Annotated in this window: 19 protein-coding genes and 1 tRNA gene; 9 read left to right on the top strand and 11 right to left on the bottom strand. The window is 64.3% G+C overall.

What is annotated here, in order from left to right:
* Positions 1-14 precede the first annotated feature (14 nt).
* Together dxr and JS533_RS01315 are read right to left on the bottom strand one after the other, a co-directional pair.
* Positions 15-1,202: a 1-deoxy-D-xylulose-5-phosphate reductoisomerase gene (gene dxr / locus JS533_RS01320; protein WP_241512769.1), complete on the bottom strand. Its 1,188-nt coding sequence runs from the start codon at positions 1,200-1,202 to the stop codon at positions 15-17.
* The gene (locus JS533_RS01315) at positions 1,199-2,683 is read right to left on the bottom strand and encodes a DivIVA domain-containing protein (RefSeq protein WP_241512768.1); all 1,485 of its coding nucleotides are present in this window, start codon (positions 2,681-2,683) and stop codon (positions 1,199-1,201) included. Before JS533_RS01315 ends, dxr begins: the two co-directional genes overlap by 4 nt.
* A 181-nt stretch (positions 2,684-2,864) precedes the next feature.
* Here JS533_RS01315 and JS533_RS01310 point away from each other — a divergent pair.
* Positions 2,865-2,938, top strand: a tRNA-Val gene (locus tag JS533_RS01310).
* 86 nt (positions 2,939-3,024) lie between these two features.
* Here the strand turns inward: JS533_RS01310 and JS533_RS01305 are convergent.
* Both JS533_RS01305 and JS533_RS01300 read right to left on the bottom strand, forming a co-directional pair.
* Positions 3,025-3,441 carry a DUF3052 domain-containing protein gene (locus JS533_RS01305; protein WP_241512767.1) on the bottom strand — a complete coding sequence of 139 codons (417 nt, stop codon included), beginning with the start codon at positions 3,439-3,441 and terminating at the stop codon, positions 3,025-3,027.
* 82 nt (positions 3,442-3,523) lie between these two features.
* Entirely contained in the window at positions 3,524-4,336 is an 813-nt protein-coding gene (locus JS533_RS01300; protein WP_420838605.1) for a S16 family serine protease, read from the bottom strand.
* 205 nt (positions 4,337-4,541) lie between these two features.
* On the opposite strand from JS533_RS01300, the gene JS533_RS01295 reads away from it, so the two are divergent.
* Positions 4,542-6,161, top strand: a complete 1,620-nt coding sequence (locus tag JS533_RS01295) for a zinc-dependent metalloprotease (protein ID WP_241512766.1) — start codon at positions 4,542-4,544, stop codon at positions 6,159-6,161.
* Positions 6,162-6,240: 79 nt separating this feature from the next.
* On the opposite strand, the gene JS533_RS01290 is transcribed toward JS533_RS01295, so the two are convergent.
* Positions 6,241-7,797 carry an ATP-dependent helicase gene (locus JS533_RS01290; RefSeq protein ID WP_241512765.1) on the bottom strand — a complete coding sequence of 519 codons (1,557 nt, stop codon included), beginning with the start codon at positions 7,795-7,797 and terminating at the stop codon, positions 6,241-6,243.
* A 188-nt stretch (positions 7,798-7,985) separates the two neighbouring features.
* On the opposite strand from JS533_RS01290, the gene JS533_RS01285 reads away from it, so the two are divergent.
* Together JS533_RS01285 and JS533_RS01280 are read left to right on the top strand one after the other, a co-directional pair.
* Positions 7,986-9,884, top strand: a complete 1,899-nt coding sequence (locus JS533_RS01285; RefSeq protein ID WP_241512797.1) for a phosphotransferase — start codon at positions 7,986-7,988, stop codon at positions 9,882-9,884.
* A gap of 111 nt (positions 9,885-9,995) precedes the next feature.
* Positions 9,996-10,220 (top strand): DUF3107 domain-containing protein, encoded by a 225-nt coding sequence (locus tag JS533_RS01280; protein ID WP_241512764.1) that lies wholly within the window; start codon positions 9,996-9,998, stop codon positions 10,218-10,220.
* 80 nt (positions 10,221-10,300) lie between these two features.
* Here JS533_RS01280 and JS533_RS01275 read toward each other — a convergent pair whose 3' ends face one another.
* The gene (locus JS533_RS01275; protein WP_241512763.1) at positions 10,301-11,194 is read right to left on the bottom strand and encodes a PHP domain-containing protein; all 894 of its coding nucleotides are present in this window, start codon (positions 11,192-11,194) and stop codon (positions 10,301-10,303) included.
* Between the two features lie 318 nt (positions 11,195-11,512).
* Here JS533_RS01275 and JS533_RS01270 point away from each other — a divergent pair, with 318 nt between their 5' ends.
* A complete protein-coding gene (locus JS533_RS01270; protein ID WP_241512762.1) occupies positions 11,513-12,181 on the top strand; it encodes a vitamin K epoxide reductase family protein in 669 nt (222 codons plus the stop codon).
* Between the two features lie 27 nt (positions 12,182-12,208).
* On the opposite strand, the gene dapF is transcribed toward JS533_RS01270, so the two are convergent.
* Positions 12,209-13,108 (bottom strand): diaminopimelate epimerase, encoded by a 900-nt coding sequence (gene dapF, locus JS533_RS01265; RefSeq protein WP_241512761.1) that lies wholly within the window; start codon positions 13,106-13,108, stop codon positions 12,209-12,211.
* Between the two features lie 80 nt (positions 13,109-13,188).
* Here dapF and murI point away from each other — a divergent pair, with 80 nt between their 5' ends.
* The 4 genes from murI (at position 13,189) to yccX (ending at position 16,744) form a co-directional block, all read left to right on the top strand.
* Complete coding sequence (murI, locus tag JS533_RS01260; RefSeq protein WP_241512760.1) at positions 13,189-13,983, top strand: glutamate racemase; 795 nt, start codon at positions 13,189-13,191, stop codon at positions 13,981-13,983.
* A gap of 406 nt (positions 13,984-14,389) precedes the next feature.
* Complete coding sequence (locus JS533_RS01255) at positions 14,390-15,328, top strand: SPFH domain-containing protein (protein WP_241512759.1); 939 nt, start codon at positions 14,390-14,392, stop codon at positions 15,326-15,328.
* A gap of 46 nt (positions 15,329-15,374) precedes the next feature.
* The gene (locus JS533_RS01250; RefSeq protein ID WP_241512758.1) at positions 15,375-16,352 is read left to right on the top strand and encodes a D-2-hydroxyacid dehydrogenase; all 978 of its coding nucleotides are present in this window, start codon (positions 15,375-15,377) and stop codon (positions 16,350-16,352) included.
* Between the two features lie 83 nt (positions 16,353-16,435).
* Complete coding sequence (gene yccX, locus JS533_RS01245) at positions 16,436-16,744, top strand: acylphosphatase (protein WP_241512796.1); 309 nt, start codon at positions 16,436-16,438, stop codon at positions 16,742-16,744.
* 121 nt (positions 16,745-16,865) lie between these two features.
* On the opposite strand, the gene JS533_RS01240 is transcribed toward yccX, so the two are convergent.
* From JS533_RS01240 to JS533_RS13755, 4 genes are all read right to left on the bottom strand, one after another.
* Positions 16,866-17,735 carry a patatin-like phospholipase family protein gene (locus JS533_RS01240; protein ID WP_241512757.1) on the bottom strand — a complete coding sequence of 290 codons (870 nt, stop codon included), beginning with the start codon at positions 17,733-17,735 and terminating at the stop codon, positions 16,866-16,868.
* 109 nt (positions 17,736-17,844) lie between these two features.
* Positions 17,845-18,471, bottom strand: a complete 627-nt coding sequence (locus JS533_RS01235; RefSeq protein ID WP_241512756.1) for a hypothetical protein — start codon at positions 18,469-18,471, stop codon at positions 17,845-17,847.
* 191 nt (positions 18,472-18,662) lie between these two features.
* On the bottom strand, positions 18,663-20,672 hold the full coding sequence (locus tag JS533_RS01230) for an isopeptide-forming domain-containing fimbrial protein (RefSeq protein WP_241512755.1): 2,010 nt from the start codon (positions 20,670-20,672) through the stop codon (positions 18,663-18,665).
* 148 nt (positions 20,673-20,820) lie between these two features.
* Complete coding sequence (locus JS533_RS13755; protein ID WP_241512754.1) at positions 20,821-25,266, bottom strand: SpaA isopeptide-forming pilin-related protein; 4,446 nt, start codon at positions 25,264-25,266, stop codon at positions 20,821-20,823.
* Between the last annotated feature and the right edge of the window lie 49 nt (positions 25,267-25,315).

Here is a 25,315-nt window from a genome sequence, read left to right as displayed (position 1 = left end):
TTCACGTTTATCGACTATTGCCTGTTTATCAGATCGTCGGCACGCCGACGCGCCTCCAGCTCGACTTGGCTCATTTCCTCCACGGATGCGAACAGCGGCGCGCCGCGCAGTTCGGCGTCCATCTCGTCGAGCACCTCCTTGACGGTGTCGACGATGCCGAGGTACGGCAGACGATGCTCGAGGAAGGCATGCACGGCCTGTTCGTTGGCCGCGTTGAGCACGGCCGTATGCTTCTCGGAGGCGGCGAGGCAGTGCCGGGCGAGCGAGACGGCCGGGAACGCCTCGTCGTCGAGCGGCTCGAACGTCCAGCTGGCAGCCGTGGTCCAGTCGCAGGCGGCCGCGACGTCGCCGAGACGGTCCGGCGCGGACAGGCCGAGCGCGATCGGCAGACGCATGTCCGGCGGGGAGGCCTGGCAGATCGTCGCGCCGTCGCGGAACTCGACCATCGAATGCACGATGGACTGCGGGTGGACGGTCACGGCGATGCGTTCCGGCGGGATGTCGAACAGACGGCTCGCCTCGATGACCTCGAGCCCCTTGTTCATCAGCGTGGACGAGTTGATGGTGACGACCGGACCCATGTGCCACGTGGGATGGTTGAGCGCCTGCTCGGGCGTGATGCCGGCCATGTCGGCGCGTTTCCAGCCTCGGAACGGACCGCCGGACGCGGTGACGACGAGCTTGCTGACCTCGTCGTGCGTGCCGGCGCGCAACGACTGCCAGATGGCGGAATGCTCGGAGTCGACCGGGTTGATCTGCTCGTCGCGAGTCTGCGCTCCGAACAGCAGATGGCCGCCGGCCACGACGGACTCCTTGTTGGCGAGCGCCAGCTGGGAGCCGGCCTTGAGCGCGGCGATGGACGGTTCGAGCCCGATGGAGCCGGTGATGCCGTTGAGCACCACGCTGGCGCCGCTGCCGGCCAGTCCGATCACGGCCTCGGGCCCGGCCTGGACGGTGGTGTCGCGCGCGCCGGCCGCGTCGAGCGCCTCGCGCAACGGCTTGGCGACCGCCGTATCGTAGACGGCGACCTGCGGCACGTGGAATTGCGCCGCCTGCCGCGCAAGCAGGTCGATGTGTGCGCCGCCGGCGGCCAGACCGGTCACGACGAAGCGTTCGGGATGGCGTGCGATGACGTCAAGACCTTGCGTGCCGATGGACCCGGTCGAGCCGAGAATGACGACTGTCTTGATCTGGTGGTTCACTGTGCCTTCTTCTTCGGCTGGTCGTCGCCGTACAGCGACGGGAAGGACAGGTCGGGGATCTCCATGTCGATGTTCTCCTCGATCTGCGGGAACAGCGTGTGCAGGCCTCGTGCGGCCTTGGGCTGCTGCACGGCCGGAGCCTGCACGTTCGCGGGCCGCACGACGGGCGGCTGCTGCGGCGCGGCCGGGGCGGGAGCCGGGGTTTCAGGTGCGGCTGCCGGAGCGGGCTCGGCAGCGACCGGCTCGGCGGCTGCCGGAGCAGGCGTCGGGGCCGGCTCGGACGGAGCCGACGGGGTGAGCGAGACGCGCAATTCGGGCACGCTCGGCACATCCAGCGATGGCACGCTCGGACGGAACGCCGTGGGGGCGGACTGTGCGGCCCTCTCCTGCGACACCTCGACGATATGCGCCAGCTGGGCCAGCGACGAGCCGGCCGGCGCGGACGACGGCGCGACCGGCGCGGGAGCCGGGGCCGGAGCCTCGGATACGGCCGGAGTCGGGACCGGGGCGGGGGCCGCGGGCGCCGCGGGACCGGTCGCGGCCGGAGCGGCGGGGCGTTCCGGCTCCGCGAGGACCGGCGCCTTGGCCACGGGCTCGGCGGGAGCCGGCGCGGCGGCGACGGGTGCGGCGGAGGCGGCGGCCGCGGGCACGACCGGCGAGACCGGTGCCGGCGCGAAGATGGCCTGTTCCGCCTTGTGCAGCGCGTCGAACGATTCGGTTTCCGTCGTGGCGCGATCGTCGGCCACGTCGGCAGCCGGCCGAGGCGCGTCCGGGGACGGGATCAGCGGGGTGACGCCCTGGGCGGCCCGCGCCGCGGGCTGCGCGGCCGCGTCGTCGCGGTCGAGATCGGCGACCCGGGCGAACGATTCGAGACGGCTCAGCAGCTGCACGCACGCGTTGAGGAAGTAGTCGACCTGACGCTCGTCGTAGCCGGACTTGCCCTTGCGCTGCGTGAAGATCGCGCCGCTGACGGACGCGGAGGTGACGTTCCTGAACTTGTCGGCGTCCCGCTTGTCCGCGCCGTCCACGGCGAGTTCGGCGGCGACCTTGTCGACGATGCTGTCGATGAGACGGTCGACCTGCTTGCGGTCGTAGGACGGGGTCTTCTTCTGTCCGTCCTGGAAGCGCGTGCGCGGCGCGCGGGAGGCGTGGCTCGCGATCTGACGGTAGAGATCCTCGGTCTGCGCGCGCCATGCGACGCGTCCCTGATCGGCGATCTGCGTGGCCGTCTGCCGGTCCACGACCGCACGTTCGAGACGCGACAGCGCCGCATCGACCTGCGCGATGTCGTAGCCGCCCTTCGCCAAGTCGAAGGAGACGTTCTGGATGTCGCGCTGCGTCAGCGACGATTCGTCGCTGTCGTACAGGGCATGCGCACGCTCCAGGAACGCGTCGACCTGACCGGTATCGTAGCCGAGCTTCCGCTTCCCCGCGCGCGCGATCAACGCCCCGCCTCGTCCGGCATCAGGTTCCTGCGCCATCGATATCGACCTCCTACGGATAGTTGCATACGGCTTTACTGTACGTTGCGCTTGCGACGCAGACCGGTATCGCGACGCGACGCGCCGGCCTGTTCCCGCCGTCCTCGGCATGATACCGCCGAAAACGTGCCGGCCAGTATCGGCCTGCGTCGAAGCGGGCGTGTAGTGTGCACTCCGTTGCGGGCGATTAGCTCAGTTGGTTAGAGCGCCACCTTTACACGGTGGACGTCGGGGGTTCGAGTCCCTCATCGCCCACCTGCACCTATGACGAAGGCCGCCGGATCGTTCCGGCGGCCTTCAACGTCTTTCCGTGATGCGGATGCGATCGCCGCTTCGGCGGCTCAGCGGCCCTTGCCGAAGGCGCGCAGCTGGATGCCGTTCCAGTCCTTGCTGACGGTCAGCGGCGTGGCGGCGTTCATGCCGGCGGTCTTCGCGGCGGACTGCACGGTGCTGGAGCTCGCCGCGCCCGGACGGCCCGGCTTCGGGGTGAGCACCCACAGCGGGCCATCGTCGCCGAGAACGGCGTAGGCGTCCACGATCACGTCGGACAGCTCGTCCTCGTCGTCGCCGTCGCGCCACCAGATGATCACGCCGTCGACGGCGGAATCATAGTCCTCGTCGACCAGTTCCTCGCCGGTCAACCCTTCGATTTCGGCGCGGACGGAATCGTCCACGTCGTCATCCCACAGCCACTCCTGGACGATGTCGCCCTTGTGGAACCCGAATTCTTCAGCGTTAGCAGATGCCGTTTGATTCACGCATCACACAATACCAAGAAGCGGCGAACAGAGACGTTAACGGACCACGGCGCGTCGCGTCGCGGCCGGCGCCATTCGGACGCTAGTCGGCCGTGCAGTGCGCCAGCGAATCGCCCTCGCCCTTGCCGATCGCCACGAGCGCCCGGTAGGCCTCGTCGAGCGTCGAGACCTTCACGTCTCGCAGGCCGGCCGGCACATGGCCGACGACCTCGCCGCAGTTCGATTCGGGGGCGAGGAACCAGGTCGCGCCGTCGCGTTTCGCGCCGATCATCTTCAGCCGTATGCCGCCGATCGCGCCAACCTTGCCGTTCTTCGACATCGTGCCGGTGCCGGCGATCGTCTTGCCGCCGGTCTCGTCGTCGGCAGTGAGCTTGTCGATCAGGCCGAGCGCGTACATCATGCCGGCCGACGGGCCGCCGATGTCGTCGACGTGCATGGTCACCGTCACGCCGTCCGTGTCCACGCCGAGCTTCTTCGCGTACGCGAGCGCCGCGGCGGTCGCCGTGTCCTGCGAGGAACTCATCTCCTTGCTGCTTTTCTTCTTATACTCCTCGGCGGTCTGGCCGACCGGCACGACGGCCTCCTGCGGCATGACGGTCTGATGCGGGTCGATCCACGCGACCAGCGTCTGCGCGTTGGTGACGGGATAGCCGGGCACACCGGACGCGTTGACGGTGACGAGCAGCAGCTTGCCCTTGTCCGTGTGCGTGTCGGCTCCGGTGACGGCGATGATCGGCTTGCCGCCGGTCTCGCCGAGCACGTCGGCGGTCGGCCCGGGCCCTTCGACCGCGTACGCGCTCGGCAGGCACATGACCAGAACGGACAGCAGCACCGCGACCGTACCGGTGAAATACTTGGGGTTCAGGCCGCGGTACGGTTCCATCCACGCGCGCATCGCGCCGGCCGCACGGCGCAGCGGATTGCGCGGGGACGCGTCCCGCGTCGGCGCGGCCGGGGCCGCCGCATCGTCCGGACCGGTCGGCGTAGCCTCGCCGTCCTCTATGCCTTCGGCGTGAGACTGGCGTTTCTGGTGCATTATCGGCATACCTCCCATACTATGGAACCAACCGAACGTTAACACATGAGGCAGGGAACGGACTATGGACGACAACGCAATCCACCAGTGGCTGATCGAATGCTTCGGCCCGATCCAGGGCGAGATGGCCTACAAGCAGCTCGAGAACTTGCCGGAGCCGATCCGCGAGCAGCTGATGAGCCAGGATCCGAGCAAGCTGCCCAAGCCGTCCGAAGTGCAGTCGCTGATGCAGGCGTTCACCGCGGGCGGGCTCAATTCTGTGAGCGACATGCAGCAGACGGTCGCGGCGGGGCCGATCAACGTCAAGCTGGCGAAGTCGATCGCCCTGCAGCAGGCCAACGGCGAGGGCTCGCAGTCGACGGTGAGCGCGGTGATCGGCGAGGCCGCGCGCCGCGCGATGAGCGAGGCGAACCTGTGGCTGGACACGGCGTGCGAGATGGATCCGGCGTCCGGCGAGCCGCAGGTGCTCACGCGCGCCGGCTGGGTCGAGGGCACGATCGACGCGTGGGCGAAGTTCGCGGCCCCCGTGGCCGAGTCGATGAACAACGCGCTCGCCTCGGTGATCTCGGAGCGGCTCGGCGACGCGTTCAACGGCGAGATCTCGGGCATGTTCGCCGGTCCGGTGCCGATTCCGATCCCGGACGGCATGAAGGATCCGGCGCAGCTGATCAAGCTGCTGGGCAACACGTCGTTCGCGATGCAGCTCGGCCAGGCGGCCGGCAAGCTGTCGCACGAGGTGCACGGCAGCTTCGATCAGGGCATCGCGCTGCTGTCGAATCCGGCGGGCGGCCTGATCGCGCAGAACGTCGAGGAGTACGCGAAGTCGCTGGACATTCCGACCGACGAGGTGATGTCTTTCCTCGCATTGCGCGAGATGGCGCACGCGCGCCTGTTCGCGTCGGTGCCGTGGCTGATGCCTCGCTTCGAGGCGTTGATCGGCAAGTACGCGCGCGGCGTGGACATCGATCTGGATGCGATGGAGGAGCAGCTGCGCGAGGCGACGGCGATGGATCCGGAGGCGATCTCCGGCGCGGTGAACCTGACGAAGGTCGGTATTGCGGATACTCCGGAGCAGAAGGAGGCGCTCGCCTCGTTGGAGACGATGCTGGCGTTGGTCGAAGGCTGGGTCGATTGCGTGACGTGGCGTGCCGGCATGGCCCATATTCCGCATATCGAACAGCTGCGTGAGATGATGCGCCGCGAGCGTGCGATCGGCGGTCCGGCGGAGCGCACGTTCGAGTCGCTGCTTGGACTGGAACTACGTCCGAAGCGGATGCGCGAGGCCGCGGCCGTGTGGGAGCGACTCGGCGCCGCGGAAGGCCCGGAGGCGCGCGACGCGAAATGGTCGCACCCCGATCTGCTGCCGGCCCTGCCCGACGACGACGCAGCGAAGTCCGGCCCGATGACCGCCGCGTCCGGCACTTCCGGCACTTCCGGCGATACCAGTGCCGGTTCCGGCGCAGGCACCCCGGCCGCCGCCGGCGAGGGGACCGCCGCCGACTCCGACGACGCCTCCGCGCATCCCGCCGGCGCAGCCCCCTCCGAAGCGTCGTCCTCCGCGTCCGGCGCCTCCCCCACCGGAGGCATCGACTGGGACGCCGAGCTCACCAAGCTCCTCGAAGAGGACGCCGGCGACGACGGCTCCGACGGAACACCGGACGGCTCCTCCCCCTCCGACAACTAACCCTCTTCTCGTCTCTACACCGCCACACTCTCGGAATCGCGCTTCGCGCGATTCCGTTATGGCGATTCCATACAATCCGCTACACCACGAACCGGCTGGGCACCCGGCCTCGGGAGTCGGCGTCGCCGTTTTTGGTGACGGCGTAGGACAGGTGGAGCGTGTCCTCGGCGCGCGTGACGGCCACGTACATGAGCCGGCGTTCCTCCTCCAGCTCGTCGCCGGCGTTCGGCGAGCCGAACGGGATCAGCCCCTCCGAGCATCCGATCAGGAACACGTGCTTGAATTCCAGACCCTTGGATGCGTGGATCGTCGAAATCGTCACCGCCCCCGTCTTCGCGCCCACCTTTGCGGCGACCTCACGCGCGGCCCCCGCGTCATCGCCGCCGGCCGCGTCGATCAGCATCTGCCGTTCCACAGCGTGGTCGTCGACGAGCGCGGCCCCCTCCCAACCGGAGTCGCGACGCACGCGGTAACGCAGCCCGGCCTGGCGCAACGCCGCGCAGCACACGTTCTGCTGCGCGTTGATGCGCGTCAGGATCGCGCAGTCCGACGGCGAGACGCCGCGCGCGACGAGCCGCATGATGCGCGAGGCCACGCCCTTCGCCTCGTCCTCGTCGCTCATGTACCGCGTGCGTTCGATGCGCGCCCCCGTCTCGCGCGCGGAGACGAGCCTGAGATAATCCGTGCGGTCGGGCGACTTGGCGAGCACCTGGTTCGCGTATCGCACGATCTGCGGCGTGGAACGGTAGTCGGTGTTCAGGCTCACGTCGGCGGCGAGCGGGCCGAACTGGTCGGGGAAGGCGAGCAGGTCGTAGCTGCTGGCCCCGGCGAACGAGTAGATGGTCTGCGCGGGGTCGCCGACCACGCAGATGTCGCGGTTGCGCTCCCCCAGCCACAGCGTGAGCAGCCGGTGCTGCAGCGGCGAGACGTCCTGGTATTCGTCGACGGTGATCCAGCGCAGGTTGCGGCGGATGTCGGCCGCGATCTCGTCGAAGTCGTCGAGGATGTGGCAGTCGATGAGCAGGATGTCGTCGAAGTCGATGAGTCCGTGCGCGGTCTTCTCCTGCTCGTAGCAGGCGTATGCGTCGGCGAACTGCCGCGGGTCGAGTCCGGCCGGCGGCTGGCGGTGCGTGGCCGCGGTCACGCGCGGGTAGTCGTCGGGCGCGACGAGCGAGATCTTGCACCAGTTGATTTCGGCCTGCACGTCGCGTACGGCGGCAACGTCCGTCTCGACGCCGTCACGGCTGCGCTGCATGGCCTGCGCGACGATGCGCTGCAGTTCGCCGGGTTCGCCGGCGATGCGCGGCATGGGCGCGTCGCAGATGTCCTCCCACGCGTTCCTGACCTGCCGGAGCGCGGCGGAGTGGAAGGTCGCGGCAGTCACCGACCCGCCGACGCCGAGTCCGGCGATGCGCGTGCGCATTTCGGCGGCGGCCTTGACGGAGAAGGTGACGGCGAGCACGCCGGCCGGATCCCATTCGCCGCGCGCGCACGCGTAGGCGATGCGGCGCGTGACGGTGCGCGTCTTGCCGGCGCCCGCGCCCGCGATGATGCGCACGGGCCCGTGCAGCGTGGTCGCCGCACGCCGCTGCGCCTCGTCGAGTCCCTCAAGGATGCCTTCCGCCGATGTCGTCATGCGCCCATTGTGCCAGCCGCGGCGGAAGAGCCGATGCGCGGCCGGACGTCGTGCGGGTGGCGGGGAATGTCCGGGGACCGGTCCGACGGTTTGCCGGCGGGTCGAAGGATGACATGTCGGGCCGCTTTCCGACACGGTTTGAGCGGCGCATGTATTAGGGTTGAACTGTGACTGAACGAAGCAAGCTCATGCTGGCGGCCCTGACCTCCGCCGCCATGCCCAACATCGCCGTCGCGGGAGTGCGAGGCGACGACCAGACCAGCGCCACCGACGAGGAGAGCGGCATCGATCATGCCGTGGTGCAGGACGCGGCGGGACGCCTGTACGACGTGTTCGCCTCCGACACCGACGCGGGACGCAAGCGTCTGGCGGGCCGTGTGCGCGCCGCGCGCACGCTGGCCGAGGCCCGCGAGCCGGGCGGCCTGGGGTTTGCGCTTGACCGGGTGCTCGCGTTCGAGGCGGGCGCGAAGAAGGACGGCCCGACCGGGGAGACGGCCGTGATGGTGCTGGTGCACCGCGACGGCCAGGCCCGTAATCTTGACCTGCTCACGTTCGACGACTGCGCGGCGATCGGCACGGCGATCGGCGCGATCCACCGTCTGGCGCCGTCGAGCGTGCAGTCGGCCGGCTATCCGATCTTCGTGACCTCGCAGATCCGCGGGCAGCTGACCGCGTGGATCACGCGGCTGAAGGCCGCCGGGCACATTCCGCCGGAGATCACCGACAGTTGGGCGCGCATCCTCGGCACGGAGGGCCTGTGGTCGTTCAACACGTGCTTCGTGCACGGCGGGTTCGACGACGGCGACGTGCTGTATTCGGGCTCGACGATCACCGCGGTCACGAACTGGCAGAACATGCAGGTGAACGATCCGGCACGCGATCTGGCGTGGATCTTCGCCAAGCTGGACGAGGAGCACCGCAACGCCGTGCTTGCCGCATACGGCCGCATGATGGGCGCGCGTCTGGACGACCTGATCATGCTGCGCGCGAACCTGTGGCTGCAGATGGAGCAGGTGGGCGATTTCATCCAGGCGATCAACCGCGCCGACAACGTGAAGATCATGCAGTTCAAGGCGCAGGTCGACCGGCTGGCGCACCAGCTGGGCATCGTCACGCAGCGTACGAAGGCCGCTTCGGCCGCGTCCTCGCGTCCGTCGGGCGGAGACGCGCAGTCGAAGCCGTCGACGATCACCGTCGGCACGCTGCTGCACGAGGGCGAGCGTCGCCGCGCGGCCGCGCAGGACGCACGGCAGGCCGGACAGCCTGCCGCCGGAACGTCGCCGGTCGCCGACGATACCGCGCAGACGACGGTCCCGTCGCGCACGTTCGCGCCGGCCGGCATGCCGTACGCCGGCGAGGGCACGGATCCCGATTCGACCGGCGACATGGACCGCACCGGATCGTCCGACGTGGTCGCCGCCGCCGACGAGACCGCGGATCGCACGCCGACGTCGATGCCGTCCGCCGACGGCCGACCATCGACGTCTCCGACGGTCGTCGTCTCGCGCGCCGAAGTGCAGGCGATGATGGCCAGCATCGCCGACGAACTGTCCGACGAGGCGGGCGGGTCGCATACGACTCCGGACGCGGCGCAGCCGCAGTACGGGCAGCAGTCGTACGCGGGACAGTCCGCATCCGCGCAGGTTCCGCCGTCCGACGACACGGCGTCGTCGCAGTATCCCGCGGCATACGCGGCGCAGAACGGGCAGATGCAGCAGACCGAGGTTCCGGAGGCGCAGTATCCGGCACAGACGAACTATACGGAGTATCCGTCGGCCGTGGATTCAACCGATTACACGATGCAGGCCGATCCGGCCGCGCAGACCATCCTGATCCCGCTGCTCGAGCAGGAGGAGCGGGCCATGCGCGACGCGCAGATGGGCCTGGCGACGCGCACCGGCATGCATCCGGCCGCTCCCGGCGGCGATGTGAATCCGGCGAGCGGCGTCACCATGCCGGTTTCGTACGCGCCGACCGGCTCCGCGCAGATCACGACGGTCCCGTCCGACGGCGGCCCGACCGCCGACGCGGCGAACGGCACCGACTATGATGACGACGACACCGGGGAGACCACGCCGAAAGCGTAACGTTTGCGTGCCGGGCGCCCGTTGCGTCGGGCGGCTGGCAGAATGGACGTATTCGGACCAATCCAGCGAACGCCGGCAGCACGCCGGCGACGCACAAGACAAGGAGCACTCATGGATATCGAACTGGGCATCCGCAATGTGGCGCGCACCGTCACGTTCAGCACCGAGCAGGACGCCGACGAGGTGAACGCGGTGATCGGCAAGGCCGTCGCCGAGCATCAGCCGATCGAACTGACCGACGACAAGGGCCGTCGCATCATCGTGCCGGCCGACGCGCTCGGCTATGCGATCGTCGGCTCGGAAACCAAGCACGCCGTCGGCTTCGGCGCGCTCTGATCCTCCTCATGGCAACAGCAGGGGCCGGCCTCGTCACCAGAGGACCGGCCCCTTTCCCATGCCTGCCGTGCCTGTGCGGGTCACTTCCACAACGGAATCGCGCCTCGGCGGACGATTTCGGCCACCGTGGCCTCGTCGGTGAGGTTTTCGCCGAGCGCGTTCGGCTTGCCCCTGCCATGCCAGTCGGAGCCTCCGGTCACCAGCAAGTTGCATCGACGGGCGAGCTCCAGCAACCGTTCCCGCTGTTCGGACGGATTGCCCCGATGCCACACTTCCAGCCCGTCAAGGCCCTCGTCGACCAACCGCAGGATCTGCTCGTCGGACAGGAGCCGCGGATTACGGCTCAGATCGCCCGGATGCGCGATCACGGTCACGCCGCCGGCCTCCCCCACCGCCCTGACGACTTCATGGGTGCTGGGCGAGGGCGTGGGAATATAGTATTTGCTGGACGTGCTCACCACGTCGGCGAACGCCTCGGAACGCGTCTCATACACGCCTGCGGCCACGAGCGCGTCGGCGATGTGCGGCCGGCCGATCGTGGTCTTGCCGCCTTCCTTGGCCTGTTCGAGCACGCTATCCCAAGTGATCGGATAATCCTGCGACAACAGTTCGACCATGCGGCGCACGCGCTTGAGCCGCGAGGCGCGCGTGTTGGCGAACAGCTCGCAGATGTGCCGGTTGCGCGGATCGTATTGGAACGCGAGCATGTGCACGGAGATGCGCTCGTCTTCCGCAGTGATTTCGGTGCCACGCAGCAGGGGCATTCCGACGGCATGCGCGGCCTCCTGTGCGCTCGGCCAGCCGGAGGTGGTGTCGTGATCCGAAATGCCTACTCCCGCAAGGCTTCGGTCCTTGGCCTGCACGACGAGCGTGGCCGGCGTCTCCGTGCCGTCGGAGAACACCGTATGGCAGTGCAGATCCCAGCCGGAACGCGGCGGAGCGGAGGGAATGTCAACGCGAGTCATACCAACCATCGTAATCGGCGTATGGGCTGAGACATACCGGAGATACCGGAGATACCGGAGATACCGGAGATACCGGAGACATACCGGTTTCAGGCCGTTCGTCCTGCGACGTACGCAAGACGTACGCGACATGCACGGTCCGTCCAGCGAACACGGCGCACCCATCCGCACCCGGCACGCACGCAATTCCACCCCACGCGCACTGCCAACCTTGTCATACAATGGGCGTTGCAGTTCGCGGATCGCCGCACGGCACGCCGCCGTACGCCGGCCGCCACAGAAGCGTCGCGCGGGCTATACCGCGCCCGCCGACCGAAGGGAGCAACCATGAGCACACACAGCAGCGAGCCGGACGTCGCCGAACCCGTTGTCGAATCCGCCGTCGACGAGCCCCGCGGATGGCGTCACGGGGCGACGTGGACGTATCTGGTCATGCTGGCCGCCTCCGCGGTCGCGCTCGTCGTCTCGTTCGTGCTCAGCGCGGAGACGCTGCAGCTGGCGCGCAACCCGAACCAGATCCTCGACTGCGACATCAACAGCGTGCTCTCCTGCTCGACGGTCGCCCAGTCGTGGCAGTCGGAAATCGTCAAGTTCGCCGGACTGAGCTATCCGAACGCGTTCTTCGGCATCGCCGCCGAAAGCGTGTTCGTCACGGTCGCCGTGATCGGGCTGGCGCGCGTGCGCGTGCCGCGCTGGTTCGCCGCGTGCACGTGGCTGGGCGGGCTCGCCGCGATCCTCTACTCGTATTGGCTGACCTCGCAGTCGCTGTTCGTGATCAACGCGCTGTGCCCGTGGTGCCTGGCGCTCATGTTCTCCACGACCGTGCAGTTCATGGCGCTCAGCCACGCGACCGTCACCGTGCAGGGTCTGCCCGGCAGGTCGCGCGGCCTGCTCACGTACTACCGGCTCAACTACGATCTGATGGCCGACGCGGTCTGGATCGTCGCGATCGTCGCGCTCATCATGGTCAAGGACGGCGCCGCGATCTTCGCCTGACCGTCCGACCTGACCGGCCCGCGGCCGTTACAGCAGTTCCACGCGACCGACGATCGTCGCCGCACCGGTGAGCTTCACGTCCGCGTCGCTCACGTCGACGCGCAACGTGCCGCCGCGCACGGTGATGTCCCAGTGGCTGATGCCGGTCTTCGCGCGCAACGTCACGCCGGTCGCGCACAGTCCGGTGCCGCACGAGAGTGTCTCGCCGCAGCCGCGCTCGTTGACGCGCATCGTCGCCTCGCCACGGTCGGCGGCCTCGTCCATCTCGTCGATGCGCACGAATTCGACGTTCTGATCGGACTCGAGTTCCGGCTCGACGACCGGCTTGGTCACCAGGTCCAGATCCTCGACCTGCGGCAGCGTGGCGAACGCGTCGCCGATCACGGCCACGACGTGCGGGTTGCCCATGTCGACGAACGTGCCGCGCGCGGAACCGTTCGTGCCGGGGATCGTCACGTTGAACGCGTCGATGTCGCCGATCCTCCACGCGCCCATCTCGACGCGGAACACGTCGCGGCCGAACGGCTGCACGTCGCCGAGCGAGGTCAGGATCTTCACGCCGGCGCGCGTGCCGAGGCGGAACGGATCGCCGCCGGCCGGTTCGGCGAGGCCTTCGCGCTGCGCGAACAGCGTGATCGCACGCGTACCATTGCCGCACATCTCCGCCAGCGAGCCGTCGGCGTTGCGGTAGTCCATGAACCAGTCCGCTCCCCCGGCCTCGCATGCGGCGACCTGCGCGGCGCTCAGATCGGACACGTCGCGCGGGTGGGCGAGACGGATCAGGCCGTCGCCGCCGATGCCGAAGTGGCGGTCGCACAGGAAACGCACCTCGTCCGGCGTGGGTTCGTAGTCGCCGGTCGGGTCGGTGTAGACGACGAAATCATTGCCCGTGGCGTGGGCCTTGTACACGATTTGCGGAATGCTCATGCCGTTCACTCTACCGCGCGCCGCGCCGGAGTACGCTAGGGAACGGCTGAGATTTCAGGGAATGGAAAGGAACGGCGGCTATGGCTTCGACGGCACCGATCGGCGTGTTTGATTCCGGATTGGGCGGCATCTCCGTGGCGCGGCAGATCGCGCGGGACATGCCGAACGAGCATGTGCTGTATTTCGGCGATTCGGCGAACGCGCCGTACGGCACGAAGACGCCGGAACAGGTGCGCGCACTGAGTTTCGCGATCGTGGAACGGTTCGTGAAACAGGGCGTCAAGGCGGTGGTGATCGCATGCAACACGGCCACGTCGGCCGCGGTGAACGACCTGCGCGAGGCGTATGAGATTCCGATCATCGGCATGGAGCCGGCGCTCAAGATCGCGTGCGACCGCGGCGACGTGCCGTCCGACCCGCATCATATTCCGCAGCGCGTGATCGTCGCGGCCACGCCGCTCACGTTGCGCGAGCGCAAGTTCGCGAAGCTGATGGACCGTTTCGATTCGGACAACGAGATCTACAAGGAGCCGTGCCCGGATCTGGTGGAGATCGTCGAGTCGGGCCGGCTCGGCGACCATGATCTGGTGATGCGCACGCTGCACGGCTATTTCGACCAGTACGATCTGGACCGCATCGATTCGGTGGTGCTCGGCTGCACGCATTTCGTGTTCTACCGCGATTATTTCCGCGAACTGCTGCCGGAGCGCGCGGCGATCATCGACGGCAACGAGGGCACGGTACGGCATTTGGGCGTGGTGCTCGAATCACTCGGCAAGCTGGCCCCCGAGGATGCGGCCGGCCGTGTCGAACTCGCCAATTCGGATCCGAGCGACCGCATCGCCGCCCTGTCACGCGAGCTGCTGGAGCGGTAGAACGCAGCCCGGCCGTACAAACACCTCCGGAAGTATGGTAAAGCCGGAGGCCACCGTGCAATATCGGCTTGTTTTCGAGCGTATCTTGCAGTTGTCGGTACTTGTGTGATGTAGACGGAGCTTGTTCGAGGAACCGACCCTTGGAATTCCGCCGTTTTCCATGATGGCATCTGCCCCGCTGCCACATACAGGTACAGACAACTGCAAGATGCACTCGAAAACAGGCCAATCACACACCACGGATCGCAGACGCAACACAGACGCCCCCCCCCCCCAATCTGAAGAGCGCGTAAACGGATGTGGACAGACGGGCGGGGCATCTGCCTCAGACGCGCTTCGACTGATACGATGGGAAGCACGAGTCGGAGCCGAAGGCGGCTCCGACGTTATTGGAAGGGGAAAGGCCATGCCCGGTCTCATCATCGCCGGCATCGTGCTCATCGTCGTCATCATCATCCTGTGCGCGGCGATCTTCGTCGTGCCGCAGCAGCAGGCGTACATCATCGAACGATTCGGCAAATTCCACAAGGTGCAGTTCGCCGGCATCCACCTGCGGATCCCGCTCGTCGATCACATCGCCACCAAAACCAACATGCGCGTCTCCCAGCTCAACGTACAGCTGGAAACCAAGACGCTCGACAACGTGTTCGTGACCGTCGTCGCCTCCACGCAGTTCCGCGTGAACGCCGAGAACGTGGCCACCGCATACTACGAGCTGCGCGACCCGGCCGGACAGCTGCGCTCCTACATGGAGGACGCGCTGCGTTCCGCCATCCCGGCCCTCTCCCTCGACGACGCGTTCGCCCGCAAGGACGACGTCGCGTTCGACGTGCAGAAGACCGTCGGCAACGAGATGGCGCGCTTCGGCTTCACCGTCGTCAAGACCCTGATCACCGCGATCGACCCGAGCCCGCAGGTCAAGAACGCGATGGACTCCATCAACGCCGCCCAGCGCGAGAAGGAGGCCACCCGCCAGCGCGCCGAGGCCCAGCGCATCCAGATCGAGACGCAGGCCGCCGCCGAGGCCGAGAAGACCCGCCTGCAGGGCGAAGGCCAGGCGAACTACCGCCGCGAGATCGCCAACGGCATCGTCGACCAGATCAAGAGCCTGCAGGCCGTGGGCATGAACATCAACGACGTGAACAACGTCGTGCTGTTCAACCAGTACCTCGATGTGATGCGGTCCCTGTCCGAGTCGAAGAACGCGAAGACCGTCGTGCTGCCGAGCGCCACGCCCGGCGGTTACGAGACGCTGTATCGTCAGATCACCGAGGCGATGCTCACCGCCAACGAGACCAAGCCCGCCGACTCGGCCGCGCCGACCGGCCCGGCATCCGCACGCTAGCCCGCCGCGCGATAATCCGCACAAGTCCCGGCCTACAATAGGCCGTATGAGCAAGAAAGTCATCATCAACTGCCTGCCGCTGACCGACGAGGAGCGGCAGGCATTTTCTATGGCCACGGCCGGCACCGACGTGCGTCAGGAGTTCGTCGGCAATCCGATGCAGCGCGGCACCATGAGCTGGCAGGCCGACGTGCCGGCCGACCTGCGCGAGGCCGCCACGGCCGTGATCGGCAACATTCCGCCCGCCGACTGCGCGCAGTATCCGCATCTCGAATGGCTGCAGACGTGGAGCGCCGGCGTCGACCGGTACGTCGCGCCCGGCGTGCTTGCCGACGGCGTGCAGGTCACCAATGCGACCGGCGCGTACGGTCAGACCGTTTCCGAGCATCTGTTCGCGATGATGTGGGCGCTGATGCGCAACCTGCCGATGTACGCTCGCCAACAGGGCGAGCATCGCTGGCATGATCTCGGCCGTGCGCTCACGCCGGTCGGCGCGAACGTGCTCGTCATCGGCACCGGCGACATCGGCTCGCATTTCGCGACGTTGTGCAAGGCGGTCGGCGCGCATACGATTGGCGTGCGACGCGACGCGAGCCGTCCGGCCGACGGCATCGACGAAATGCACGGTTTCGACGAACTCGATACGCTCCTGCCCGACGCGGACGTGATCGCGCTCGCCGTGCCCGCCGCGCCCGACACGACGCATCTGATCGACGGTCGACGATTGACCATGATGAAGTCCACGGCGATCCTGCTCAACGCGGGCCGCGGCAACGCCATCGACCCGCGCGCCCTCGCCCGCGCGCTCGCCGAGGACCAGCTGCACGGCGCGGGCCTCGATGTGACCGAACCGGAGCCGCTGCCGGCCTCGAGCCCGCTGTGGGACGAGCCGCACTGCCTGATCACGCCGCACGTGGCGGGCGGCAATCATCTGGCCGTCACCGAGGACCGCATCGTCGCGATCGCGCTTGACAACGTACGCCGGTATGCGCACGGCGAGCCGTTGGCGAATCGGCGGAAGTAGTGTTGCGGATGGTTGCGGATCGTGGTTCGTTGAGCGTCCGTATGGGCGCTCGAATGATGGTTCGATGAGAGAGAAGAGGGATGATGACGAGCGGCTCCGGCCATGATGATGACAGCGTTCGCGTTCACGCCCTCGTCACCGGCATGGTGCAGGGCGTGGGATTCCGGTATTCCACGGTCGAACAGGCGCGCAGGCTCGGCCTTGCCGGTTGGGTGCGCAACCGGTTCGACGGTTCGGTCGAGGTCGAGGCGCAGGGAGGCCGCGCCAAGGTCGCGCAACTGATCTCATGGCTCAAGGTCGGCCCGCGCTGGGCTCATGTCGAACAGGTGGAGGTCAGATCGATTCCCGTTACGGCGGAGCGCGGCGCGTTTCGGGTCTGCGGCGACCGGTAGTTGCCGCCGCGAGATGCTGAGACGCATCGCCGGTGCAAGGATTCCGGGGAATCAGGCCCTTCCTCCCGGAATCCTTGCGCTAAGACACCCCCAGCACAACTATTCCGGGAAACGACTGCCGTCAGCTCGCCAAAAAGGCGGGAATCGCCTCGGCCGCCGCATACCCGGCTCGGTACATGCGCTCGAGTCCCTCGAACGACTTGGACAACGTGGACAGACCGTACAGACTCTCCGGCGCAAGGATGAGCACGCGCCCGTCCCGCTCGTACTCCTTGGCCAGCGCCACCTCGTCGTTGTACGTCTGGTAGCGGTTGAGCAGCCGTTCGGCCGCCGCCGGATACGTGCGGCGCAGGATGCGCGCCGGCGCGATGTCCTTCTTCTGTTCGCGCAGCACGTCCTTGAGTCGGGTGAGTACCACGACCACGCGGTCGTAGCCGTCGTCGAGCGCCTTCTGCACGGGCACCGGGTCGGCGATGCCGCCGTCGAAATACGGCACCCCGTCGATCACGTATGGCTCGCACGCGACCGGCACCGCGCTCGACGCCTTCATGATGTCGAAATCGTCGTAGTGCACGTCCGACTTGTCGAAGTACTTGGTCGAACCGTCCAGCGCATTGCACGCGACGACCGTGAACCCGGTCGGGTTCGCCTCGAACGCCTCGAAATCGACCGGGTATTCGCCGTCGTGGTTGCTCAGCGTGCCGTACACGTAGTCGAGGTTCGCGAAATTGTGGTTTTTGACGAACGAGTCGAAGCTTGCGTACTCCTTGCGGAACGCGTACTCCGTGTAGAACTTGTGATTGCGGCCGTGCTGGCGCGCGATGAACGAGACCATGTTCGCGCTGCCGGCCGAAACGCCGTAGCAGTGGTCGAAGTCGATGCCGTCCTCCTGGCAGCGGTCCATGACGCCCGCGCCGAAGATCGCGCGGAATCCGCCGCCCACGTCGATCAGCGCGGTCTTGTGCGATTGCGATGCTCCCGTAGATTCCATGAAACCCCTCTTTCGCGAATGCGTCATGCGATACGCGTTCGAGCTTACGCGCGCAGTCGGGACATCGCAGCCGGTTGCGCACGACCTTGTACGGATCCGAAGGATTCGTCTATTTTTCAAGTCCGGACTGGACCGTGACGGCGCGCAGTTGGCGGCGCAGTTCGGCGATCTCACGTTCGAGCGAGTCGATGTAGTTGACCTGCTGCACGATGAGACGGTTGCGCACGTCGTCGTCGAGCGGATCCGCGACCGTCGACGTCGGGTTGCCGTGTGCCGACGATGCGTCCGGTGCGTTCGATGCCACGGATGTCACGGATGACGCAGTTCCGGCGGATGTTGTTGCGGACGCTGCGGCGGACGTTGCGGTTTTCGTGGACACCGCCGTTGCCGGACATGCTGCGGTCTCCGACGATTGCGATGACGTCGCGGACGACGACACGACCGGTGACGTCGCGACTGTGCCGATGACGGTTACATCGTCGACGTCGGCGAGGATGCCGTCACGTTCGGCTTTCCACCGGGCCACGCAGCGGTCGATGCGTTTGCGTCCGATGAGTTCCGGAGTGAGACCGGCCTCGCGGAACAGGTCGACCGGCCGCTCCCCGCGCAGATACCGCGCAAGGCAGTCCCGTTTGAACGCGCGCGTATACGTGATCCGCGTCTCCGTGGCGTTCGCCACCACCGGCAACGACGCCAAATACCGCACCTCATCCGAGGTGAACACCGTTCTGCTCATCTCATACCCATAAAAATCCGAAACGTAACCCTTCCCCGGCATCCTCCGGCGAAGGGCTCCCGGCGTAGGCCGGGTAGTAAAGGAGGGAGAGGGCAAGCCCCGTTCACAGGACTTGTCCTCTCCCCCATCGCAAGACGCCATCCCTCAGAAATCCAACGATTCCGAATCAGACGTCTTGCGCATCACCGACGTCACGCCATGGTCAGCGCCATCTTGGTCCTGCGCGACCACACGAACACCAACGCCGCGCCGCCCGCAAGCACCAGTCCGATCACGCCGAACAGGATGATGCCGGCGCCACCGGTAAGCGGCAGCTCCGTCACGTTCTTCACGTTAACGACCGTGTACTGGAACTCAGGAGCGGTCTGATTGTCTCCCTGCGACACCAGATTCCAGAGGTCTCCGGACGGCGAGCTGAAGCTGACCTGGGTCATCATATGGTCACCCCATTCGCTGGCCGAGTCCGGCATGGTGGAACCATCACGCTCATATTCCGGGTTGATGGTGAAACTGAACGACGGCATGAGCGTGCTCTGATAGCCACTCGGCGGTGCGACCTCGATCACGGTATACGTTCCGGCATCAAGACCGTCAAGACCTTCGATCATGCCATTGGCATCGGAAACGAAATGTGTCGCCTGTTCCTTATCGACATGAGCCCATTCGAATCCGTCCTTGCCAACGGTCCGCTTCTGCAGATACAGCCGATCAGGCCCCTGTACGATGAATTCAGCGCCAGCAAGCGGCTTCTTGGTTTCCTTGTCGATCTTCTTGATTTGGAACTTGAACGTGTACACGTTCACTTCACCGCCAGGAGTAGTGGTCTTATCGCTGACGTCTTCAGGATTGTTCGAATAGACCAGATCGACTTTGTTTGGATTGCCGAGAGCATTGCCGGGAGCACTGATGACGGCCTGTTTGTTCAGCGTGGCGGTGATGATGACCGTCACCGTTGCACCACCATCCATCAGCTCAGTGGCATTGTTCGTCTCATTCACGTAATTGGACAAGTCAATCACGATCTTGGTGCCAGCTTTGCCATTGACATCCGACACCTGGTGGTTAGGCTGCTGTGCATCGTACGTCACGCCTTCATACGTAACGGTGTAATCACCTTTGTGCTCATCGGTTGTATCAGTACCGACTTGCTGCAACGTGGTGGGAGTCATCTTTCCGGTACCGACTTTAACCGACACGACTTTGTCGAACGTCAGACCCTGACTCATCGTATCGACGATCTGATAAACACGTCCCGGCTTGTCATATCCGGTATATGACGGCAGCGTGGAAGTCAATTCATAGGTGATGGTGTCACCGATTGAATAATCAGGCTTCGTCTGGGACACATATCCATCTCCTGAAGGCTTCACGACTTGCTTATGAATAGGCAAAGTCTGATTCTTCATCTGGATTTCACCAGTGGACAGCTCCTTGACTGTTTCCTTAACCTTGATCTTCAATGCCGTGCCGACAACCATGCGCAGCGAGTTCGACCATGTTGCATTATCCGCCGACGAAGTGGTGTCAACGATCAGATAGATACCTGCCGGCAATCCACTGATAACGTAGGACGGATCGTTCTCATCTTCCGGCGTATAGTTCGACGGTATGGTGACGGTCTTCATCGGCGTGCTCAGCTTAGTGATATCCAAAGCCTCCGCCAGCTTACGAGTGATGCCAAACCAAGGAGACGTAGGACTCTGGTCAATACGACCATTCGTATCAGTGTCGGCCTCGGTCAGATCAGGTTGAGCGGCCCAAGCAAACGGATCATCGTCACGATAGGTCTTCGGAGTACCATCATCATTCCATTCGGTGGCGTACTGATCATCTGCCGAAGCATTATCCTTCGTCGCCACAGCCATAGCGCGGCGGATTTCATCATACTTGTTGGACGTATACGAAGAATCATATGGACGGCTGGACGTCTGCAATTCAATTGTTTCCGAACCGGAAACAGGCACGTACCAAGCAAGATCATACAAAGCGAATGTATGTCCCTGGAATTGTTCCGCTTTATCGGCTTTGATGGTCAGGGTCGTGCCAAGAACCGGCAGCTTTTCGTTAGTGGTCGCGCCGTCGACGGTCGTACCTTCATTGCCCGTGGCTTCGTCGGCAAATGCTGATCCGACCCCCAGCGTCAGACCGCCCAACAGGGTGGCTGCGGCGGCTAGGCCGGCGAATAGTTTCCTCAATCTCATGAGAAACCTCTTTCTGTTTCTTTCTTCTTCTGTTGATGTGTTGCTTGGGCGAGGCACGGATTCATCAATCCGATTCCCGCAAAATCCTTGTGCTTGTAATTGGCAGGCTTCGCCGCACACTAGGGGACTCCAATCGGGCCATAAGCGGTCATGCGATCACCGCCTTGCGCCGGCGATACTCGTTCGACAGCGCCAGCACCAACGCCGCCGCGGCCACGAATCCTCCGCCGACCCACATCCAGTCACGATCGTCCCATCCGCCGGTCAGCGGCAGCACATCCGTCGCCTTTGCGTTCGGGATGCAGTTCGTGCCGCCTACGCTCTTCACGCAAGCTTCATCAAGGTCCAGCGACGATTCCGACTTACGCGCACCGATATTGAACACGTACTCCTTCGGGGATTTCAGATATCCACTGGGAGCCTTGGTTTCCTTGAGCACATACTGGTAGCGGATGCCCTGCTCGGCCTGCTTGTCGGTCGGCCGCTGCAGTCCGGAGACCCGCAATTGACCCATCGCGTTATCGAGATCGTTGTAATACTGTTTCGTCGCATCTCCGTCGGTTTCGTCAGCTGTCTGCAGACCAGTGGCCTGGCTATCGCACGGATTCGTCGAACTCTGCTTGGACAAGCAGTCGACAACCGTCGCGGTGACCGATTCCAGATCGACCGGTGCGTCCGTCGCAGCACCGTTATCGGCGTCCACAAGCACGGCGACCGGCCCGGTGATCGTCCATTCGGTCGCCTCCTGATCGAGGATCGCACCGCTGTCCTTCGCGGTCTTCTTCCATGCGATCTGCGGCAACGTGTTCGTGATGTCCGTGACGGTGGTCTTCGTACCAATTTTCGTCAGCGGCACCACGGTCTGTGTCTTGTCCGCATTCGCCTCAGGAATCGTGAATTCGTACCGGTCTCCTTCTTCGGGATTCCAGTATCCCCCTTCAGGGATAACGGTTTCCTGCAACAGGTATTTGCCGGGGTCGAGTCCGCTGATGTTGAATTTGCCGACGTCGTTGGAGTGGTCGGCAAGGTATTCGCCCTTATTCTTCTGATTCGCGCAGTCGATGTCCTTGTCCGTGACCTTGACGCAATCCTGTACGATCCAGCGGGACTTGGTGTCCAGTATGTCCTCGCCGTCGCCTCCCTGCACGTATTTGGTCACGGTCCATTCGGAGTACGCCAGTTTCGCACCAGTGTTGGCGTCGATCTTACTCCACGAAACACCAGGCAGCACTTCGTCGGGAATGTTGATATCCGTATCGGTGAAGCCCTTATCCGTATCCTGCGTGACGCCGTCGCTGACGAGCGGTATCCATTTCGCCGGACCACTGATGATCTGGAACTTGTATTCGTTCGTATTCAACGCATAGCCGGTCGGCGACACGCGCTCCTTGACGGTGTACGTGCCCGGCGCGAGATTGTTCAGATCGAAGCCGCCACCGACAGGATTGTTATCGAAACCGACGTACGTGGTACCGGTGCCGGTGTCGTCGATAACAACCGCGGATAGTGTGACAGACGTGAACGAGACGGTCACAATACCATTGGTCTTAGTCGCGGAATAATCCTTGAATGTCGGAGCCCAGCAACGACCGGCCTTGTACCCGGAGTCGAACGTGACCTTGCCGTCCTCGTCAGTCGTAGCAGAGCACAGCGTCGGATAATAGTCGACGTTGTACGGGCCAGCGACACCGGACTTCTTGACAGCCGCGATCATTGCCGCTTCTTCGGTAGTAGCGGTCGACCGAACGTCGGCTGCAGCAACTTCCTTCGTTTCGGTCGTCACATCCCATTGGGACCCGGACAGTTCCTTGGACTTGTTGTCCTTATCGACCTTGCCCCACGAAACGGTGTACGGCGTGGAGAACTTCACGTCGCCGTTCGTGGCGAACGCACCACCTGACAGACGTGCTGCGTTGCCGGTGAGTATTACGGCCGCGCTGTTCAATGCATCCTTCTTGGCGGCCGTCCACTCGGCGTCGGTCATACCGTCGGCCTTGGTGGCCTTGAGAGCAATACCCGTGGCGAGGGTACCTCCGGAAGCCCCAGAGGTATTTTGGACCAGCTTGATCTCATGGACATGATCAGTGTAATTCGTGATTTTCGTATCGGCAGAACCTGTATACCGTCCACCGGTCTTGGTGACAGCGAGATTAGTGCCACCTCCATCGAGATGATGCCAGGGGTTCCAGCTATTGACATACGGCCCAACGACGATTGTGGGATCCTGATAATAATCTTGGAAACCACTTGCTTCACGCACCGGCGTGCCATCTGTGTACCACGACACCGCGGATTGGGTGCGATCAGTGAACCATGTATCCATCAACTGGAAAGTGGTCTGATTGATGCTCTTCCACGCGGGATTCATCATAGCGAAATCGTCACCCGCTTCAGTGCCGTCTCCGCCTTTGTTGGGATATTCCTTCTGGTTGTTGGTGTTCGGAATGGTCTCTCCGACTTTCCAAGTTTTCTTATGGGAATCCTTATCGTCGACCACTTCTTTAGAGACTGTTCCGTCGGCTTTGCTCGGGTCGATATCCTTATCCACCTTATTGTCGAACAGTGCGATATTGCCACCCTTGGACGCCGTACCGGTACCGGACGGGCACAGCCACAGTCCACCGCCGAAATGGCCAGCCGTGTTGCCGGTCGCTACAGCCTTAGCCACATAGGTGACACTGCCGGATTCGGTGTAGATAGCGCCGCCAAGGTAACCGGACGTATTATCGGTGAATTCGCCGCCCATGATATACGCCTTGGACGTGTATTTGCGGTCCTCCTCGGTTTCGTTGTTGTATACGACACCTTCCTGCAGAAAAACGGCACCGCCGGCACCGCCACGCAACGCGGTCTTCACAGAACCGTTCACGTTGGTTTCACGCTGTTTCACGCCTGCGTAATTGTTTTTGAAGATCGGCTTGTTGCCGTCCGCGTCGTTTTGGATCCACAGACTACCGTCCATGTAGATAGCACCGCCGCCCAGCATGTAGCCCCAGCTATTGGAGTAGTTGCCATCAAACACCACGTTGCCTTGGATGGACACCGAACTGATGCGATTGTTTGCAGACCATTTGCCTTTGCCTGCACCATCAATGCCATTGGTGTCGTTTTTAGTGCTGGTGGAATAGATGGCTCCACCGCCGCCAGCACCTCCATGGCAACCGTCCATTTCACCCTTGTCCGTATAGCACTTGTCCAGTACATCAGCAGGGAAAGTCTTGCCGTTTTTGGTAAAAATGATCGTGTTGCCATTGTCAGGAACGATGGTCAGACTGGTGCCCCCGGCTTGCGCTATCGCGCCTCCGCCGGCGCCGTAAACCTTATTCTCAGAGAACGTGCCACCCGTGATAAGGGTCGTGCCTTTATCCTGTGAAATCGCGCCACCCGTGTCATTTGCCGTATTGGCAATAAAGTTGCCACTGGAAATTTTGAGCGTACCGTTGTTGTGGATCACGCCACCTTTGGAACCGGCTGTATTGTTCTTGAACTCTCCGCCGGTGACGGTCATAGTGGCCGTATCGCTGTTCTGCATGAACACGCCTGCGGCCATGGACGAGGAATTATCAGTGAACTTGCCATTGTGCACAGTGATGTCACCGCCATTGCTGCGCACCAGACCGCCTCGTGCCGCATGGTTTTCAGTGAACGATCCGTCGTTGATGGTCAAAGCACCAGAAGATTGGAAGAACATGCCACCGCCGTCACTGGCTGAATCTTCACCGGTCGAAGTGTTTTTCGAGAATGTTCCGCCGGAGATTACCGTAACGGCAACGCTCGTATCCTGCGAAATCACGCCGCCTCTGACGGCGGTATTGCCGGCATCCTTGCCGTCAACGGCACCGCCAAATATACCGCCGGAAACAGTCAGCTTGCCTTTGTTGTGAATCACGCCGCCATTGGACCCGGATTTGTTGTTAGTGAAAGTACCGTTGGTAATGGTGACAGTGGCATTGGTGCTGTTCTGCATGAACACACCGCCGGCCATAGTTGTGGAATTGCCGTCAAACGTACCGCCGTTGATGGTGATGGTTGCCGCGGTATCGCTTTGCTCGCTGGCGATCACCGAGCCGCGTTCGGCCGCATTGCTCTTAAACGTGCCATTCTCAATGGTCAGCTTTCCGCCGGCCGTATGAAAGACGCCGCCATAGTCAGCCGTGGTCTTGATATTCTGGAACGTACCGTTGTGGACGGCGATCGTGCCGCCGTCATTAAGCGCCACAGCGCCTTTGTCGGCGGTGATGTTCTGGAACGTACCGCCGTAAATGTCCAGATTCGCGCCGGACTTCACATTGGCGAAACGACGGTTGCCCGTGTATGTGAAGTCGCCAGCTCCGTCCTGCCAATCGATATGCAGGGTGCCCGGCGAAGCGATGGCAAACACGGGATTCCCCGAGTTGCCGCCGGTGATGCCTGCACCGACCGCACCATCGGCCACGTAAAGCGTCGTTCCATTCTGCGCCGTTACGTTGATGGCGTCGTGCGTGCCGACATCGATCATGCCGGCGATGCCCACGGCATATTCTCCGGCCTCCACGCACGACTTCAACGTGTCGTAATCGGTCACGGCATCGCAGCCGGCTTCGGCGGCCCGCACTGCCGGAGCTTCGTCTGTTTCGTCGGCAGACTGGTCGGTAGTTTGGTCG

It is taken from the genome of Bifidobacterium amazonense (genome assembly GCF_018555435.2).
Taxonomy (GTDB): Bacteria; Actinomycetota; Actinomycetes; order Actinomycetales; family Bifidobacteriaceae; genus Bifidobacterium; species Bifidobacterium amazonense.
Note: the sequence above shows the minus strand (reverse complement) of the source record. Positions and strands in the feature narration are given on the sequence as shown.